General features: G+C 44.4%; 18 protein-coding genes. 6 read left to right on the forward strand and 12 right to left on the reverse strand.

Annotated features, from left to right (window positions below):
• Window positions 1-129 precede the first annotated feature (129 nt).
• Entirely contained in the window at window positions 130-1,002 is an 873-nt protein-coding gene (locus ACTRXF_RS10995; RefSeq protein ID WP_474279107.1) for a LysR substrate-binding domain-containing protein, read from the reverse strand.
• Between the two features lie 108 nt (window positions 1,003-1,110).
• On the opposite strand from ACTRXF_RS10995, the gene ACTRXF_RS11000 reads away from it, so the two are divergent.
• Together ACTRXF_RS11000 and ACTRXF_RS11005 are read left to right on the forward strand one after the other, a co-directional pair.
• Window positions 1,111-2,103 (forward strand): YeiH family protein, encoded by a 993-nt coding sequence (locus ACTRXF_RS11000; protein ID WP_474279109.1) that lies wholly within the window; start codon window positions 1,111-1,113, stop codon window positions 2,101-2,103.
• Between the two features lie 81 nt (window positions 2,104-2,184).
• The gene (locus tag ACTRXF_RS11005; protein WP_474262918.1) at window positions 2,185-3,054 is read left to right on the forward strand and encodes a DMT family transporter; all 870 of its coding nucleotides are present in this window, start codon (window positions 2,185-2,187) and stop codon (window positions 3,052-3,054) included.
• A gap of 52 nt (window positions 3,055-3,106) precedes the next feature.
• On the opposite strand, the gene ACTRXF_RS11010 is transcribed toward ACTRXF_RS11005, so the two are convergent.
• The 3 genes from ACTRXF_RS11010 to ACTRXF_RS11020 form a co-directional block, all read right to left on the reverse strand.
• A complete protein-coding gene (locus ACTRXF_RS11010; protein ID WP_474279111.1) occupies window positions 3,107-4,024 on the reverse strand; it encodes a manganese-dependent inorganic pyrophosphatase in 918 nt (305 codons plus the stop codon).
• A 111-nt stretch (window positions 4,025-4,135) separates the two neighbouring features.
• Window positions 4,136-4,282 (reverse strand): hypothetical protein, encoded by a 147-nt coding sequence (locus ACTRXF_RS11015; protein ID WP_474279113.1) that lies wholly within the window; start codon window positions 4,280-4,282, stop codon window positions 4,136-4,138.
• A gap of 145 nt (window positions 4,283-4,427) precedes the next feature.
• On the reverse strand, window positions 4,428-4,676 hold the full coding sequence (locus ACTRXF_RS11020; protein WP_474279115.1) for a hypothetical protein: 249 nt from the start codon (window positions 4,674-4,676) through the stop codon (window positions 4,428-4,430).
• A 362-nt stretch (window positions 4,677-5,038) separates the two neighbouring features.
• On the opposite strand from ACTRXF_RS11020, the gene brnQ reads away from it, so the two are divergent.
• Complete coding sequence (gene brnQ / locus ACTRXF_RS11025; RefSeq protein WP_474279117.1) at window positions 5,039-6,364, forward strand: branched-chain amino acid transport system II carrier protein; 1,326 nt, start codon at window positions 5,039-5,041, stop codon at window positions 6,362-6,364.
• A 42-nt stretch (window positions 6,365-6,406) separates the two neighbouring features.
• Here the strand turns inward: brnQ and ACTRXF_RS11030 are convergent, their stop codons facing one another.
• The 7 genes from ACTRXF_RS11030 to ACTRXF_RS11060 all read right to left on the reverse strand — a co-directional run bounded on the left by ACTRXF_RS11030 (window position 6,407) and on the right by ACTRXF_RS11060 (window position 12,295).
• Window positions 6,407-7,246, reverse strand: coding sequence for a formate/nitrite transporter family protein (locus tag ACTRXF_RS11030; RefSeq protein ID WP_474279119.1), 840 nt, complete (start codon window positions 7,244-7,246; stop codon window positions 6,407-6,409).
• A gap of 98 nt (window positions 7,247-7,344) precedes the next feature.
• Entirely contained in the window at window positions 7,345-8,517 is a 1,173-nt protein-coding gene (locus tag ACTRXF_RS11035; RefSeq protein ID WP_474279121.1) for an iron-containing alcohol dehydrogenase, read from the reverse strand.
• A gap of 167 nt (window positions 8,518-8,684) precedes the next feature.
• Window positions 8,685-9,755 carry a hypothetical protein gene (locus ACTRXF_RS11040; RefSeq protein ID WP_474279123.1) on the reverse strand — a complete coding sequence of 357 codons (1,071 nt, stop codon included), beginning with the start codon at window positions 9,753-9,755 and terminating at the stop codon, window positions 8,685-8,687.
• Between the two features lie 52 nt (window positions 9,756-9,807).
• Window positions 9,808-10,125 carry a hypothetical protein gene (locus ACTRXF_RS11045; protein ID WP_474262903.1) on the reverse strand — a complete coding sequence of 106 codons (318 nt, stop codon included), beginning with the start codon at window positions 10,123-10,125 and terminating at the stop codon, window positions 9,808-9,810.
• Between the two features lie 204 nt (window positions 10,126-10,329).
• The gene (locus ACTRXF_RS11050; RefSeq protein WP_474279125.1) at window positions 10,330-10,608 is read right to left on the reverse strand and encodes a SunI/YnzG family protein; all 279 of its coding nucleotides are present in this window, start codon (window positions 10,606-10,608) and stop codon (window positions 10,330-10,332) included.
• A 155-nt stretch (window positions 10,609-10,763) separates the two neighbouring features.
• On the reverse strand, window positions 10,764-11,705 hold the full coding sequence (locus tag ACTRXF_RS11055; RefSeq protein WP_474279127.1) for an alpha/beta hydrolase: 942 nt from the start codon (window positions 11,703-11,705) through the stop codon (window positions 10,764-10,766).
• A gap of 191 nt (window positions 11,706-11,896) precedes the next feature.
• On the reverse strand, window positions 11,897-12,295 hold the full coding sequence (locus ACTRXF_RS11060; RefSeq protein WP_474262897.1) for a VOC family protein: 399 nt from the start codon (window positions 12,293-12,295) through the stop codon (window positions 11,897-11,899).
• 200 nt (window positions 12,296-12,495) lie between these two features.
• Between ACTRXF_RS11060 and ACTRXF_RS11065 the strand changes: the two genes are divergently transcribed.
• The 3 genes from ACTRXF_RS11065 to ACTRXF_RS11075 all read left to right on the forward strand — a co-directional run bounded on the left by ACTRXF_RS11065 (window position 12,496) and on the right by ACTRXF_RS11075 (window position 15,947).
• Window positions 12,496-12,753, forward strand: coding sequence for a hypothetical protein (locus tag ACTRXF_RS11065; RefSeq protein WP_474262895.1), 258 nt, complete (start codon window positions 12,496-12,498; stop codon window positions 12,751-12,753).
• Window positions 12,754-12,973: 220 nt separating this feature from the next.
• A complete protein-coding gene (locus ACTRXF_RS11070; protein WP_474262893.1) occupies window positions 12,974-14,533 on the forward strand; it encodes a BCCT family transporter in 1,560 nt (519 codons plus the stop codon).
• A 121-nt stretch (window positions 14,534-14,654) separates the two neighbouring features.
• The gene (locus ACTRXF_RS11075; protein ID WP_474279129.1) at window positions 14,655-15,947 is read left to right on the forward strand and encodes an acetamidase/formamidase family protein; all 1,293 of its coding nucleotides are present in this window, start codon (window positions 14,655-14,657) and stop codon (window positions 15,945-15,947) included.
• A gap of 113 nt (window positions 15,948-16,060) precedes the next feature.
• Here the strand turns inward: ACTRXF_RS11075 and ACTRXF_RS11080 are convergent, their stop codons facing one another.
• Window positions 16,061-16,948, reverse strand: coding sequence for a universal stress protein (locus tag ACTRXF_RS11080; RefSeq protein WP_474262889.1), 888 nt, complete (start codon window positions 16,946-16,948; stop codon window positions 16,061-16,063).
• Window positions 16,949-17,137: the final 189 nt, after the last annotated feature.

Below are 17,137 nucleotides of genomic sequence, written 5' to 3' on the forward strand. Positions count from 1 at the left end.
TTATGTTGAACAGAATGCTTTATACAGCGGTGAATATAAAGCCATCATCAGTAATTCCCCTAAGATTGCGGTATTAGTATACAACAAATTAGTTTTTGTAGAAAACTATAAAAAAGAAGACAACGGACGTCAGTAATTCTCTGTCAGGCATCGGATCATAAACTGAATATTTTTTGTCCGCTCTGTTCTTTTTGGAAGTACATAGGAAAAAAACCTTTTTGCATCGATGCCTTCAATGGATAAAAGCTCCAGCGAGTTGTGTTTTTGTTCTTCTTCAATCGCTGCTTCTGATAACAAAGATAAGCCAAGACCGCTTTTAACAGCTTCTTTAACCCCCTGCGTGCTGCTGATCATCAGAAGTGAACGTATACGTATCCCGTTTGCATTCATCACATAATCAAACGATTCCCTGGTCCCGGATCCCTTTTCGCGCACCACCCATTTCTGGTCCTGCAGCTCCTTCCGGGTTCGAGGCGAAAAGGAATTGGATGTACTCTTAACCACCGCCAGGCGGTCCGTCTGAAACGGTGTCAGCGTAATATCGGCAGCCCTGCTGTGCCCTTCCACCAGGCCGATATCGACTTTCAGCGTCCGGACCAGCTGAATGATTTCCTCTGTATTAGCAATAGTCACTTCAAACTGAATCCCTTCATACTCACCCTGCATTCTGGCCATTACTTTTGGGAGCACGTATTCCCCAATCGTAAAGCTGGCCCCGATATGAATGGTTCCGCTCACTTCCTCGTGCATCGTATATATAGCTTCCTTCATATGGACGTAGGTGCCCATCAACTGACGGGCATGATCCAAAAACACCTCCCCCTCCCTTGTGAGCATCAATGACTTTGTTGTCCGCTGAAAAAGCGGAGCAAGAAATTCCTTTTCAAGATTTTTTATATGCACGCTTACAGTCGGCTGGGAGAGGGAGAGCACCTCCGAGGCTTTTGTGAAATTTTTTTCCTCCACCACGGTCAAAAAAGTTTTTAATTCGTCAATATGCATAGGCCCTCCCATTTATTAATAATATTAATTAATTTTATTATATATATTTGTTTTTATAATAAAAAGAGCAGGAGTACAATAGCGTTAATGATTAGGAGTTGAAGACTAATGAAACGATTTGTTTCTTCCATTCCCACGCTAACGTCCGGACTTATCTTTACGTTTATTGCTGCTGTGCTCAGCAGCGCACTAGCAGAGTCCGCTCCATTCTCAGCGATGGGCGCGCTTGTTACTGCAATACTTTTAGGCGTATGCTGGCGCTTCACCGCAGGAGTGCCCGATCGTGCGCTCCCCGGAATCACTTTTTCAAGCAGGCACTTGCTTAGGATCGGCATTATTTTCCTCGGGGCCCGCCTGCATTTAGGAGATATTTACGAATCCGGATTTAACGCCTTTTTTATCGCTGCTTCCGGGTTACTAATTGCGCTTTTTGTCATTTACTTTGCTGCCAGAGCTTTAAAGATAGATAAAACGCTCAGTCTGTTAACAGCCTGCGGTACAGCTATCTGCGGAGCTTCAGCTATCGCAGCCATTGCCCCGATTGTAAAAGCAGAACATAAAACTACTACTGCGAGCATCGCGATTATCGCAGTGGTTGGTACTCTTTTTTCCGTTTCCTATGCTTTTCTGTTTCCGTTTTTGGGGATGAATGCATATGAATATGGCGTTTTATCCGGAGGAACTCTCCATGAAGTGGCTCACGCTGTAGCGGCATCTGAAGCCGGCGGTACAGTTTCGGAAGACCACGCCCTGATCATTAAATTAACGAGAGTTGCACTTCTCATCCCGGTAGCACTTGTAGTTGCCATGCTTCAAAGCCGTAAAGAAAAGCGGGCCTCCCATACAATTCCGGTTCCATGGTTTATTTTCGGATTTTTAGCAGTGAGTCTGGCCAATACCTTTAATCTGCTCAGCGATTCGGCAGCTGCTTTTATGGTCTCAGCTTCATATATTTTTCTTGGCATGGCTATGGCTGGCTTTGGAATGCAGATGCCTGCTGCCTCTTTTAAAACCATTAGTTCAAAGATGTTTATCGTGGCAGTTTGCGGATCGCTTTTATTATCCTTTTTCGGCTACGTTCTTATTGAAGTTATGCTTTAAACTGACCGTTGATGCAAAATCTGTTTGAAGCAGCTTCTTTAAGGGTAAACAATTATATTCACACTACCGCGGAGGCTGACCATGAAATTTTCAGGCACGATTTTAGTCGTAATGGCTGCGGTACTATGGGGTATTTCAGGTGGATTGGCAGATATACTATTACATAAGGGCTGGGACCCGTTAGTTATTTCATTTTACCGAGGGGCTGTAGGTTTTGTCTGTATTTTTATATGGTTCCTTCTACGGCTTCGGCAGACCGGGTCACCCTCCGCCCGCTTATTTATATGGGCCGCTCTTGCCGGGGCAGGCGTCGCCGGCAATTTCACCTTTTACTTTCTTAGTATCGAGGCCTCGAGCGTAGCAATTGCTGCTACGCTAATGTATACCGCACCTATATTTGTATTTTTGATTTCTTTTTTTCTAAAGCAGGAGCCCTCTACTTTTTTCAAATGGGGATGTATTGCAGTAGTGCTTGTAGGAATTTTTCTCCTGACAGGTGCTTATGACACAAGCGGTTCTTCGGTTACACTTGCAGGCGCTGCTGCCGGCCTCAGTGCCGGCCTTTCGTACGCGTTGTTTATTTTTGGATTTAAATACGCCTCTGCAGTCGGCAGACCCGAAACCTCTTTAACGATCGCTTTTTTTGTTTTTTGTGTAATTCTTCTGATGGTTGTCGACCAACAGGAAGCAGTATCCGTTTTAACATCCAGTGATATTGGATGGTTTCTACTGCTCGGGCTCGTTGGTGCAGGCATTTCCTTTGTACTGTACGTTATCGGTATCAAGCTGACTACTCCGGTTACTGCTTCAATGGTTGCCATGGCAGAGCCGGTCACCGCTTCTTTGTTTGGCGTGGTTCTGCTTGGAGATAGTCTGACAATCATTCAGGCCCTGGGTATCGTTATCATCCTTGTTTCTATTACTGCATTTAGCGTGCGCCAGTCAGCCTAAAAAAGCAGCTCCCAAAAGGGGGCTGCTTTTCGTTTGAGTAAGAGGCTTTATACTATATGCTCTGATGCAGGCCCGGAACTACCTGTTTTTTCCGTGATACCACTCCTGGAAGCTCCACCACCCCGTTCTGCAGCTTTTTCCCGAATGCCTCTCCGGCTTTATCTTTCATTGTACCGGCCGCAAGAAGGGTGGAGCCCGCCTGCAGTACATCAGTGATCATTAATATATAAAGGTTCAATGCTTCTGCCTGCACAGCCTGCTCCATTTTTGCAAGCAGCCCTTCACTCCGATTTAATATTGCTGCAGCGCCTACTGTATTCACTTGAGCAATACGTACCTTCAAGCCGTTCATATCAAAATCTTTCATGTCGGTCTGTATTAAATCAGTATCATTCGTCGTACTCCAGTCTGTACCTGCCTTTAAAAGGCTGAGTCCATATGTTTTTATCTCTACCCCGGCAGCTGCTGCCAGTTCTTTCGCAGCCTGCCTGTCTTTTAAAGAAGTAGTTGGGGATTGAAATAACAGGGTATCGGAAATAATAGCTGAAAGCATCAATCCCGCTTCTTTTTCCGGTATCTCAACTCTGTTTTCCCTGTACAACTGGTATACGATTGTCGCTGTACATCCTACCGGCTCCGTCCGAAAGTATATCGGTTCTTTCGTTTCGATATTCGCAATTTTATGATGGTCAATTATCTCTTTAATACGAAAGCTTTCCAGGTCATTAATGCTTTGCTGTCGTTCGTTGTGATCCATTAGTATTACCGGGGTGTCTTCTTTAAGCCCGCGAATTAATTGCGGTTTTTTCTGTTTAAAGTATTTGAGTGCATAAGTGGTTTCGTTATTTATTTCTCCCAGTCTTCCCGCCTGCACCTCTTCGCCCAGCCTCTTTTTTAAATACGCGTAGGCGATAGGTGAAGCAATTGCATCGGTATCTGGACTTTTATGACCAAAAATAAATGTTGGCACAGACCTTACTCCTTGTGTTTTTTGACATTTTATTTAAATGAGTGCTTCTTTCTTTTTAAAATGATAAAAAGCCTCCTGCAGATAAGCAGAGAGGCCTGTATGGCACGTATATTATAAAAAACTGATGGAGGTAATGGATTTCATAATCTGCTGCACACCTGTCAGCATGGTCGGCATTTGCTCAATACTCATAAACGGCACAACAACGTAAAACATAGAAAGACCCATTACCATCATTAATACAATTGGGTTTCGCAAACTGCAGACCTCTTTTCTCCGAAATAATTAATTAAACACTATCATATCAACCCAAATATGATTTTTGTGTTTTATTATTCACTTGTAACGTAAACGTAATTTCTTTAATCTTTTATTCATCAAATGGTTATTTTTGTTACTTATTTTACCCGGAATTCATTCTTTGCTGGCTCCATGGAATTTTAAAACCTACAAGTTCAATCTGCAGTTGATCGATACGCTTTGTCTGACCTTCTACATATCCGTGATCATGAAGAACATTAATAATTTCCTGTATTTCGTCCCACTGCTCATTGCTTGCTGTATAAGGCACTTCCAGAATAACAATGTCATCATGCTCTTCAACTGTAGAACAAAACTGATGGTTTTTAACCCAGTTTATACCTTTCCCCATAGTTCTCCCCTCCAAGTGATATTGGACCTATGAATATATACCCTTTCACCTATGATATACACTTGAAATTATTAAAAAATCGATTTTTTCTTTGTCTTTTTCCCAGCATTTCCGCGTATCCGTTTACATTTTTTTATTTGTCTTAATGCACGCTGACGGTTTACTTTCAGTCAGATCCGCGTTACATTATAGAATGATTATTAACCTTACATAATGCTTTTCATTATATAGTCATTTTCTCACAAGATGATCCAGTACAGCATGGTATTTTAAGGACTCTCTTAAGAATTTGACTCGTTTCCTTTCTGGGAACGGGTTTTTTGCGTTGTGTGGCGATATTACTTACGTTCAGGAGGTGCAGGATGAAAAAGTCGCGTGTTCTTTTTATTGGCTTTATGCTTTTCTCGTTATTTTTCGGAGCTGGAAATTTAATTTTTCCGCCATTTCTCGGCTATTCTGCAGGAGACAATTTCACACCTGCAATCCTTGGATTCCTCTTTACGGGAGTGCTTCTTCCCATCCTTGCCATTATGGCTGTTGTGCAGGCACGATACGGACTTATCAGCATGGGCAGCAGAGTTCACCCCATGTTTGGCCTGATGTTTGCCGCCCTGATTTATCTATCCATCGGAGCATTATACGGTATCCCAAGAGCTGCTAACGTAGCCTATGAGATCGGCTTCGTTCCGGCTGCAGGTATCGGAACCTGGTGGACACTTTTACTTTTTTCCTTACTTTTTTTCGCGGTTACCCTTTGGCTGAGCTTAAACCCCGAAAAGATAGTCGATCGCCTGGGCCAGTGGCTGACACCTATTCTATTCGTTACTTTAGCTGTTTTATTTGTACGGGCATTTTTTATTTTCGATACGAATCCTTCTTCAGCCGAGGCCCCTTATAATAGTTCTCCTTTTATTGGAGGATTTCTTGAAGGATACCTGACGATGGATGCTCTCGGCGCTCTTGCCTTCGGAATGGTTATTGTTAACAGCTTGCGTACGCACGGAGCATCCTCTAAGCGTGAACTGATGTCAGGCGCCGCAATAGCTACTATAGTAGCTGGAATTGGTCTTTCTATAGTCTATGTTTCGCTCGGGTGGATTGGCGCCCGGATGTCACAGCAGGAGGGAATTACGGACGGGGCCGGTATTCTTGAACCAGCCGCAGCCATGCTTTTTGGCCCATCCGGCAGCTTCTTTTTTGGACTGATCGTTCTGCTTGCCTGCCTGACCACCAGCGTCGGCCTGATAACGGCCTGCTCTGAATTTTTTCACAGCGTCATGCCTCGTGTCGCCTATAAATCGTTTGTCGTCTTTTTTACAGTCATCGGGATGCTGGTCACTAATTTAGGCTTGTCTTTAATTTTAAGTATCGCAGTGCCTTTACTTGTATTTATTTACCCGCTCGCTATTGTGCTCATTGTACTTTCGCTTCTCAGACCTATTATTGGTGAAGGCTCCCTAATGTATCAGCTCTCGATTACCTTTACAGGAATCTTCGCGCTTTACGAAGGGCTTTCAAGTGTAGGGGTCTCCGCCCCTGCTGTCACAAGCATTCTTCAGACCTCGCCATTTTTTGAGCAGGGGCTTGGCTGGGTGATGCCTGCGATTATCGGTGCAGCCGCCGGATACCTTCTCGACAGACTGATGCCTTCACATTCCCCGCAAAAGACTTCCTTTAACGAAAAGTAATATTCCATAAAAAAACTGCCCCTTTTCAGGAGCAGTTTTTTTCTATTCAATGCCGTCACCATCGCGAAGCTCTTCCCGGTAGGCAAATAAGAACAGCAGAGAAACCAGGAGTGCACCGCCGATTAGGTTACCAATACTTGCAGGAATTAAGTTAAAAAGCAGGTATTCGTACCAGGCATGCTCAGTATCTGAAAATACGCCCATACTGAAGTAGCCCATGTTCGCGGCGCTGTGCTGAAAATTACCGGCCACAAATAAAATGACTGGAAGCGCAGTTGCCACTACTTTTCCTGTAACGTCTCTCGCGGCTGTAGTAAGAAACGATGCCATGCCGATTAGCCAGTTGGCCAGAATACCGGATAAAACAACCTGGAACCAGCCGATGCCGCCGGACTCTTTGAATTTCATTTTGTCCGATAAATATACTTCTAGCTCTCCGTAAAATTCCGGCGTCAAGGATCCGGAAAGCTGAATAACTGCGGCAACGAATAGCGCCCCGACCATGTTTCCGATGTATGTCGCGAACCAGAACCTTGCAATCGGCATAAAATAGACGCTGGGCTTTCGAAATAAGTAACTCGGGAGCAGAATATTGATTTCTGTAAATAATACAGCACCGGATAAAAACACCATAACATAAGCCGCTGTAAAACCAAGCCCCGAAAGCAGATAGTACAGCCCCTTCGCTTCTACACCTGTTGCAAGGAGAATCGAAAAAACCGCCCCGAAGGTCATAAATGACCCTGCCAGAATTGCCAGCAGAAACTGTGCCTTGAATTCCTTGCTTAAGTGGTTACGTCCATTTTCACCAAACGCCTGCACCACCTCGGGCGGTTCTTTATACTGCCGGTCGGCTGCCCCGAGCTTTTGTTCTTTCGGCATAATACATCTCTCCTTCTCCTGATCTCTGCTACAGGAGCAGTACAAAGGAAAAACCCCGAAGCAATCGGGGTTTCCGGTTTATCTTTTTCCTTTTATACTCAGCCTTTTACCAGAGCTTCTTTTCCGTAATATGAAGCCTTGAACAAGTCCTTCATCTGCTCGAAGGATGTTTCCCTCGGATTGGTGCTGGTACATGGATCGCTTAGTGCATTTTGAGCCATTGTATCCAGGTGCTCCTCGAAATCCTTTTCAGGGACACCGAATTCTTCAAGCGTAACAGCCAATCCTAAATCTTTATTGAGTTCAAAAATATACTCTATAAGCGAATCTGTCAATTCTTTATCTGTCTGTCCTTCTAGGTGCAGACGGCGTGCAATTTCTGCATAGCGGTCTTCTACCACTGCACGGTTGAACTCAATGACATACGGGAGATAAATCGCGTTGGCATAACCGTGCGGAATATCGAATGTAGGCCCGCTTTTATGAGCAAGGCTGTGCACATTGCCAAGCACCGCGTTCGCAAACGCCATCCCGGCCATCGCCTGGATGCTGTGCATCTGTTTTCCGGCTTCGTGGTCGCCATTATACGATGCTTTCAAATTATCTTTAATCACTTCAGCACCGCCGAGAGCAAGAATGTTAGTATATAAAGTCCGCGGCTTGGCTACGTAGGATTCGATCGTATGGGTAAAAGCATCCATACCCGTGTAAGCAGTAATATGCTTCGGCAGATCTTCCACCATAACTGGATCAATAATAGCTATATCCGGCGTCAGACCAAAGTCTGCAAATGGATACTTAACGTTTGTTTTTTCATCTGCCACTACTGAAAGATTGGAAACTTCAGAACCGCTGCCGCTTGTCGTAGGAATACCGGCAAGTTTCGCCTTTTGGCGGAGACGCGGCAATTCAAAAGGTTTTGTTGCATCTTCAAAGGAAAGCTCAGGGTGTTCATAAAACAGCCACATCGCTTTAGCAGCGTCCATCGCGGAACCGCCGCCGATGCCTATAATCCAGTCAGGTGCAAAGGAGCGCATTTCTTCTGCTCCTTCTTTGACCATTTTTGCGGTTGGCTCCGTATTATATCCTTCAAGAACTTCAGTTTCAATATCTGCTGCAGCAAGGTGCTCCTGAATGCGGTCTAAATTGCCGTTTTTTTTCACAGAGCCGCCGCCAATAACGAGCGTAGCTTTTTTTCCTTCAAATGTGCGCAGTACTTCAAGCGCGTTATCTTCAAAATAGATGTCTCTTGGAATCGTAAATCTGCTCATTAGTGAAGCCTCCTTGGTATTTTAAGCTAAACGAAGATGTCTGGTATGATTGATGAACATCTATTTTAACCACAGATTAGGTATTTCCTTTTAGTCCGGAAGATTAAACATGGCAGCCTTCTCTTCCATGTTTATAAGCGTAAAAAAAGCCCGGAGACGGGCCTTTTTTATGCGGATTCATCTTTTGCGAGTGCACTGTTCAAGTCTTTTTTGACACTTTCCATGACCTCAGACTTAATTTCATCCAACAGGTCACTTTTTGAATCACCGATCAATTCATCATGCAGCTGCTGCACTAATTCCTGCTTTACATCTTCATATAAATCATCTTTTAATTCGTCAATCAGCGAATGCTTTACATCTTCGACAAGCTGGCTGGTTGCTTCTTCGGAAATGAACGACGAACCTTCTTCTGCGTTGTCTTCTTCGGCTGCCGGTTCTTCCTGTTCCACTTCACCGTTGTTTTCTTCTGCTTTTTCTTCGTTTTCTTCTGATGAATTCTCCTGCTCCTGCGAAGAGTCTGCTTCTTCGTTTTCTTCCGCATCGTCGTCTTCTGCAGCCGGCTCTTCCTGTTCTTCTTCACCTGACGCTTCTTCTTCACTGCTTCCCGCTTCTGAAGAATCTTCATCCGCATCTTCCTCACTGTCCGCTGGTTCCTGCTCTTGTTCCCCAGAAGCCCCGTCTGTATTTTCTTCGGGCTGGTCCTCGCTTTCACCGCTGTTAACCTCGGCCATGATTTCATCAATCATTCCTTTTTTATCTGTAGAGGAGAGCTCAAGGCCGCTCTCTTCTGCAAGAGCCTGAATGTCTTCTATACTCTGCATATATAAATCAATTTCCTCATCTTCACCATCTTCATTCGTAATAACGACGTTTGCCTGGTCCTGATCCTTTTCTTCAGATGAGGAATTCTCCTCCTCATTTTCGCTGCTCGGCTCTTCCTGTTCTTCTTCCTCAGGAAGCTCTTCGTCGCTTTCTTCTTCCTGGTCCTGATTTTCTTCGTTTTCTTCGTCCTCCGACCCCTGGTCTCCCTCGCTGTCTCCACTTTCTACTTCTTCCATGATTTCGTTAATCATATCCTCTTTTTTGGTGGAAGATAATTCGAGGCCGCTTTCTTCAGCAAGAGCCCTGATATCTTTTACACTCATCATGTAAAGATCTACTTCTTCATCTTCACCATTTTCGTTCGTAATAACAACATTTGCCTGTTCTTCTGATGATTGGTCTTTTTTAGCCAATGCAATCCCTCTTTTCATTTCTCTCGTCCGAGAATATATTATTGGATTTTGTTCATACAAAATGGATGATAATCTGCCGGATTTCTTTTTGAAATTCTTCAGGAATGCGTTTTTCGTATCTTGTCGAAATTACGCAGTGATCCTCCCGCTGAATTTCTGTAATCGGATATTGAAATATCAGTTGGTCATCTTCATCTTTCACATAGAAAATCATGCGTGCCCGTTTTTTTACGCCGTTAGCATACCGTCCTTTACCCTGCCATTGTGGAAATCGAAACCCAAAGGTGTATTTGCCGTCTTTCTTCTCCCCCGAAGCCTGTTTATCCAATGGAATGCGGATATTTACTATTCGCCCAGGAAGAACTAACACGAGTAACATCTCCTTATTGAAGAGTGTTTTTCACCGTGACGGATTTTCCCTTTTAATTTTTGGCCTTGTTAATATCATTACCTTTCCTGAAGGCTTTTAATCTTCTACTAAGGAACTAATTTTACGCTTCAGCATGTCACAGGCACCCATCTGGTGCTGTTTATAAAATAAAGCCCCCTGCAGATGTCAGGAGGCTTCGGGCTGTCAGACAGTATATTTATTATCTTCGATCATCTTCTGAATTCTGCGGGCATACTGTCTCTCATTATAAGTGAACAGCACATAATTTTTTCCTGTCGTTTCAATAAAAAGCTGACGCATAGTACCTCCCGGGACACCAATTCTTACAGCATCAGCTTCTGTCCCACTGTACGTGTTGTCAAAATAGAGGTTTGTAATAGTATTTTTGGGTATTTTTATTTTAGAAAACATCCACTTGGTTACAATATTTTCTTTATCTTCTTTAATTTTAATTCCCAACATTACATTGCCTCCTTTTACAAAACTTTATCATTAACAATATTAGAAATAAATGTATTTAATAATCGGACTCATTAATAAAAACGCTCCGGTTTCTTTATTTCAAAGAAACCGGAGCGTTAATAAAAATTTCTGCCGTCTATTACTTCATTACTGCTTTATAAATTTCTTTTTAAAGCATCTACATACCCTTTTACGGCCCGCTGGCTGACTTCTGCCTGCGGCGCAATGCCTTCAAAGCCGTGAAAGCACCCTGGATACAGGTGAAATTCTGCCTTTACGCCGGACTGGCTTAACCGCGAGATATATTCTATCGTTTCATCCCGAAACGGATCCGCACTCCCCACCATAGTATAGGTAGGTGGAAGGCCGGAAAAATCCTCTGCCTGGGCTGGAGAAGCATATGCAGGCACGTCCTCAGTAAGATCGCCGAGATAGGCTTGCCATGCCGCCTGGTTTGAATAATAATTCCATACCCTAGTATCCGTAATTTCCTGGCTGGAAACAGTAATATTTCTATAATCAAGCATCGGGCAAAGCGGCATCTGGAAAGCTACTTCCGGGCCGCCCCTGTCTCTTGCCATCAAGGATACAGCTGCTGTCAGTCCCCCGCCGGCACTGTGCCCTGCTACTCCAATGCGCTCTGCGTCTATACCGAGCTCACCAGCGTGCTCTGCCACCCACTTAAGCCCTGTATAGCAGTCCTCCACTCCGGCGGGATAAGGATGCTCCGGGGCAAGCCGGTACGCCACAGAGATAACTACACATCCTGCTTCGAGCACAAACCTTTCGCACAACTCATCATTCATCTCCGGGGTACCGCTCAAATATCCCCCTCCATGAATCCAGTATAAGCCTGGAGAAATTGTTTTTACCGGCATGACCGGCTCATATATGCGAACCCGTATATTCTGCCCTTCCTCATGGCCGGGGATATGTTTGTCTGTGACTCTTACTTTACTCCGGCTGATGGGAGCTTCCCCTTCAAAGGCCTGTTTTGTCAATACACGGCTGTTTCTGATTTCTTCACGCGTTGAAAACTTCATTTCCGGCAGCCCATCCAGTACTGTTTGCAATTCATTCTGAATTTTTTCTTTCATTTCTGGCTCTCCTGCTTTCTGCTGGTGACATAAACTGTATTACAATAAACATTAATTGTATGCGCTTTCAAAAAATGCCAGAGGTACTGGCTATGCTGATATTTCAATTATAATGGCTGCTGTATTCATCTACAATCACTAAATGAAAAACAGAAAAAATATTTCAAAGCATAAATTTATTCAGACCTTTGTTAATCAGAAGGCAGGTTCAGCTGCCAGGAGACATTAAATTTATCCTGAATCCAGGCGAAGCGTTTACTGAACCCATAATCCTTTAAAGCCATCAGCTTTTTACCGCCCTCGGAAAGATGATTGTACAAGTACTCAATCTCCTGGTCGGATTCACAGTTAACAAAAAGCGAAAAGGAGGGTGTGAATGTAAAATCGTGCTTCACGTTACTGTCCATGCATATGAATTCCTGCCCCTGAAGAGAAAGTACGGCCTGCATAACATTTCCTTCTTCCCCGGATTCGTGCGGCCCATACCGGCTCAAGCTCACAATTTTTGCTTCATCAAGCAGGCTCGCATAATAATTAAGTGCTTCTTCTGCGTTCCCCTGAAACATAAGAAAAGGTTTTATTGCTGCCATCGGTACCCGCTCCTTTTATTTTAATTCTTTCTGTTTATGTTCCCTTGATGAGAATCTTTGAAGCAGGACTCCAGACTTAGTTTTTCTTTATTAACCAACAGGTATTGTTATCTTTGTAAAAAATTATATATATGGTCCTATCCTCCTTCAGTGCATGCTGCCTTACAATAAAAGAAAATTCAGTAGAATGGAGGGTGGCGGTGAATACGAAGATGACGATGCCATGGATCATAATGGCAGCAGCAGTGGAATTTCCAGTCCTTCTGCTGTCTGTCGGCTGCTTCTTTGCTCTTACGGGATTTCTGCATATCCCAGCCTACATCTCCCTGGTGAGTGTTTTTGTGATCCATTACTTTTACTATGAACAAATATTTCATAAAAAATGGCGGCAGGCCCTGTTCGTTGTCGTAAACACCTGCTGTATTACCGCTCTTCTCTTTTTTCTCGGATCGATTTAATAATAGTTTTTTCAAGCAGCGCTCGTCCCGCGCTGCTATTTTTTTTGACATTAAATGCGCAAATAATATTCATGTTTTAGTTTATTCGGCTGTTTTTTGAGGAAGGAGAGGATTATTGATATTTTTCATATGGATATATTGTGATTTATTGCTTGTAGTTTCCTGCGTTTCTTAATTTTCACAGCCATCATGAAAAGACAAAATAAAAAGGGGGATATCAATGAGTGAACAGAAGGACAATCAGCAGTCAAAATTAAAGCTGATTGATTACAGTATTTTTGTACCGGCTCTTTTAATCATTATTGCCATCTGTATACCGCTTGCGTTATACGAAACACGCAGCATGGAAATTTTAAATGGAATTTTTGATTCCATTGTAGAAGTATTTACTTGGGGGTATCTCTGGTACGGTATAATTCTTCTTGCTGCCGGACTTTATTTTTCTTTTTCCAAATATGGAAAAGTCGTGCTTGGAGATCCATTATCAAAACCTCGTTTTTCTCTATTTGAGTACGCCTCGATTCTCATTGCTATGGGGCTCGGCTCCACTATTATGCGTACCGGAATGGTGCAGTGGACCTCCGTAGCAAGCGACCCGCCAAACGGCGTGGAAGTTGGTTCCACCGAGGCGCTCATGTGGGGGAACTCCTACAGCATGTTCCTTTGGAGCTTTCAGACATTTGCTATTTTCGTTATGGCGGCGCCAGCAATGGCGTACATTCTTCATGTGCGCAAACGTCCGTTGATGCGAATTTCCGAAGCGTGCCGCGTACTTTTTGGTGATCGATTCACCGACGGCATTGGCGGTAAATTTTTGGATGTAATTTTCCTGATCAGTATTCTGGCAGGTGCTGCAGTAACGCTTGGACTCGGGTCTCCGATCATTACCAACAACCTCGCAGAGCTGCTTGGAATCGAAATAAGCTTTGGCCTTACGCTGATTGTGACACTCGTTTGGGTGTTCATGTTTTCTGTAAGCGCCTATCTCGGCATTGAAAAGGGGATCAAACGCCTGAGTACGTTTAATATGTACTTAGCGGGGATATTCGCTCTGTTTATTATGATAGCCGGACCGGGAATATTTATCTTAAATTATTTCACAGGCAGCCTCGGCTTTCTTATGACTAACTACATTAACATTTCCTTTTATACTGAAGCCCTTTCTTCCGGTGAGGCCAGTTATATAAAGGGTAACACTGTATTCTGGTTCGCCTATAATGCTACATGGGCTATGCTGCACAGCGTATTTGCCGCGAAAATTTCCCAGGGCCGTACGGTCAAAGAAATGATTTTGACGTATCTGGCGGCTCCAACGATTATCTCCTGGGCAGCTACGGGAGTTCTCGGCGGACTTGGTGTAGACAGATTTTTAAATGGAAACCTCGACGTGCTGAGTATTGTGGAGAATCAGGGCAATATGGCAGCTATTCCGCAAATTTTGACTACACTTCCACTCGCTGGATTTGCATTGGTCATCTTTATGGTTGTCGCATTGATCTTCTTAACAACGACACTTGACTCTACCACTTATACTATCTCAGCGTATGCAAGCACCGAAGATATGAGTAAAAATGAGCCTTCTAAATTTCTTCGTATTTTGGTCGCTGTCATCATCACTACGCTGGCCTTGATCTTAATGAGAATCGGAGGCCTTCCTCCGCTCGAAGTTCTTTCTGGCCTGATGGGGCTACCGATCATCGTCATCCAGTTTCTGACGATTGCAGCAGCGAAGAAAATGATGGATCAGGACAAAGCATGGATTCACAACGTAAGAGAATAAGAAAGCTTTTGCCGGGCCTCCTTATGGAGCCCGGTTTTTTATTAAGAAGAAGACCGTCAGCTGGGCTAATCCCCTCTTCCGTGTTAAAGTTAGAATATTCTAACATAGGGAGTGAATAGATATGGAGGCAAAGCAAACCGTATATGTTAATACCTTTACAGATGGCATGCTGGACCCGGCTCTTGAGATGGAATATAAGGTTAAGGATGGTGGCCGGATTGTAGCCAATACCACCCCCGGATGCTGGGGGCCGATGATCACCCCTGCCCTGCGCGGCGGACATGAAGTAACAAAGCCGGTGTATGTCGAGGGCGCAGAAGTCGGCGACGCTGTTGCTATCCGGATCAAATCTATTGAAATCACCTCTCAGGCTACAGCCTCCGGCAATGACAAAGCGGTAGACGGCCGGTTTGTCGGTGATCCATTCGTTGCTGTGCAGTGCCCGGGCTGCGGGCAAATGCACCCAAAAACAGTGATTAAGGGCATTGGCCAGGAGGCGGTCCGGTGCGCCAACTGTAACCAGGATATCACTCCGTTTGTATTTACAAACGCCTATACTATGGCTTTCAACGATAATAAGTCGATTGGGCTCACCCTTTCACAGGAAGCGGCTGAAAAAATTGCCGTAGACGGAAAGAATTACATGAACACTCCCGAAAATTCGATTCAAAACCCAGTAGTAACCTTTGCGCCTCATGACATTATTGGTGCAGCAGCCAGAACCAGACCTTTTTTAGGCCAGCTCGGCACTACTCCATCACGCGCTCTGCCTGATTCCCATAATGCTGGGGACTTCGGACAGGCATTGATCGATGCTCCCCATGAGTACGCTATTACTAAAGAACAACTGGAAGAACGAACAGACGGGCACCTTGATATCAGCCGTGTCCGGGCCGGAGCTGTATTAATCTGCCCGGTTAAAGTCCCTGGAGGCGGCATCTATCTTGGTGACATGCATGCCATGCAGGGAGATGGGGAAATTGCCGGCCACACTACTGATGTTTCCGGCATTGTACATCTTCAGGCCGATGTTTTAAAAGAAGTAAAATTAGACGGCCCGGTACTGCTCCCCCTGATTGAAGACCTTCCCTATACGGCCAAGCCTTTTAGCGGGCAGGAAAAGAAAGAAGCCCTCGAGCTTGCCCAGCAATGGGGGGTTACTGAACTCGAAGAGGCTCACCCAATATCTTTTATTGGCAGCGGAGCGAGCCTGAACGAAGCGACGGAAAACGGAATGGCCCGGGCAGCCAAAGCGCTGGGTGTCACCGTGCCTGAAATTATGAATAGAGCAACCATTACAGGCTCTATCGAGATTGGAAGACATCCCGGTGTAGTTACTGTTACTTTTTTAGCGCCGGAACCACTTCTTAAAACGGCCGGGCTTCTTCCTACGGTAAAACACACCTACGAGTAATGGCATACGTTTCTGCTTATTAGCAGCTTCCATTAAAAACCCCGGCTGGACGGCAGCCGGGCTTTCCTGTGTTATAAGCCAGCTTCACTGGCAAATTCAATTCGGGAAACATTTTAAATGTGTTCATTTCTGACAACGAGTACGTCGCACTCCGCTCTGCGGACAATGCTTTCCCCAACGCTTCCAAGCAGTAGACGCTCTGCACTGCTGACCCCGGAGGCGCCGGAGACGATTAAGTCTGCCTCGTATTTTTCTGCAGCATCCTTTGGAATCACCATTTTGGGTGAACCGTACTCCAAAGCAAATGAAACGTTGGGAACGTTGCTTTTTAACGCAAGCTCCCGGTATATCTCAAGCAGATTTCTGCCGTTTTTCTTAAATATTTCAATGACGTTGCTCCTGGACTGCTCTACTGACGATACGAGTGGTGTGTGAATAACGTGGGTAACCACAGCCTTTGCTTCTTCCTCCTCTGCCATCGCCAGACCGGCACGAAAGGCATTGGCTGACATTTCTGAGTCATCTACTGCGATCAGAATGCTATTATATTTTTCAATATCGCGTTTATTTCTAACTACCCAGGCGTCACATTCTGCATTCCGCACAATACCTGCGGAAACGCTTCCAACAATAAATCTTTCAAATGTTCCTATTCCTGAAGCCCCGCAGAGAATCAGATCCGCTTTAAATTTTTTCGCTATATCTTTTGGAATAGTAGTTTTAGGAGAGCCGTTTTCTAAAAATACGGTTATATCCGTCAGTCCTGCATTTTCGGCTTCTTCTCTGGAGGAAGCGATAATTTCTTCCCCTTTTTCCTTTGAGGCCTGTAATAAATCCGTAGTATGAAGCCGGGCCTGGCTGTAATGGTTATAGTCAATAATGTAGCAGATCCCCAACGAACAATCATAAGCTTTGGCGAGCGCAATACCTTTTTTTAATGCAAATTCAGCTTCCACGGAGCCATCTGTTGCCACTAAAATACGATTGTACCTTTTTTCCATTTTGCCTGCCCCCTATCCATCATCGTCAAAACCAGGTGCTTCCGGAAATAATTTTTGCTTCCGTAAGCCCACCTATCTTCGTTCTCTCTCCATTATAGCATTATCTTCAGTTTTTCTATTGTACTTTTTTTGCCAAATTATACAGTGGAGTTCTTCGCCTATATGTTTCATAATAGACATAGATAGAGA

The sequence above is a fragment of the Marinococcus sp. LNHM3E3-2.2 genome (assembly GCF_056034385.1).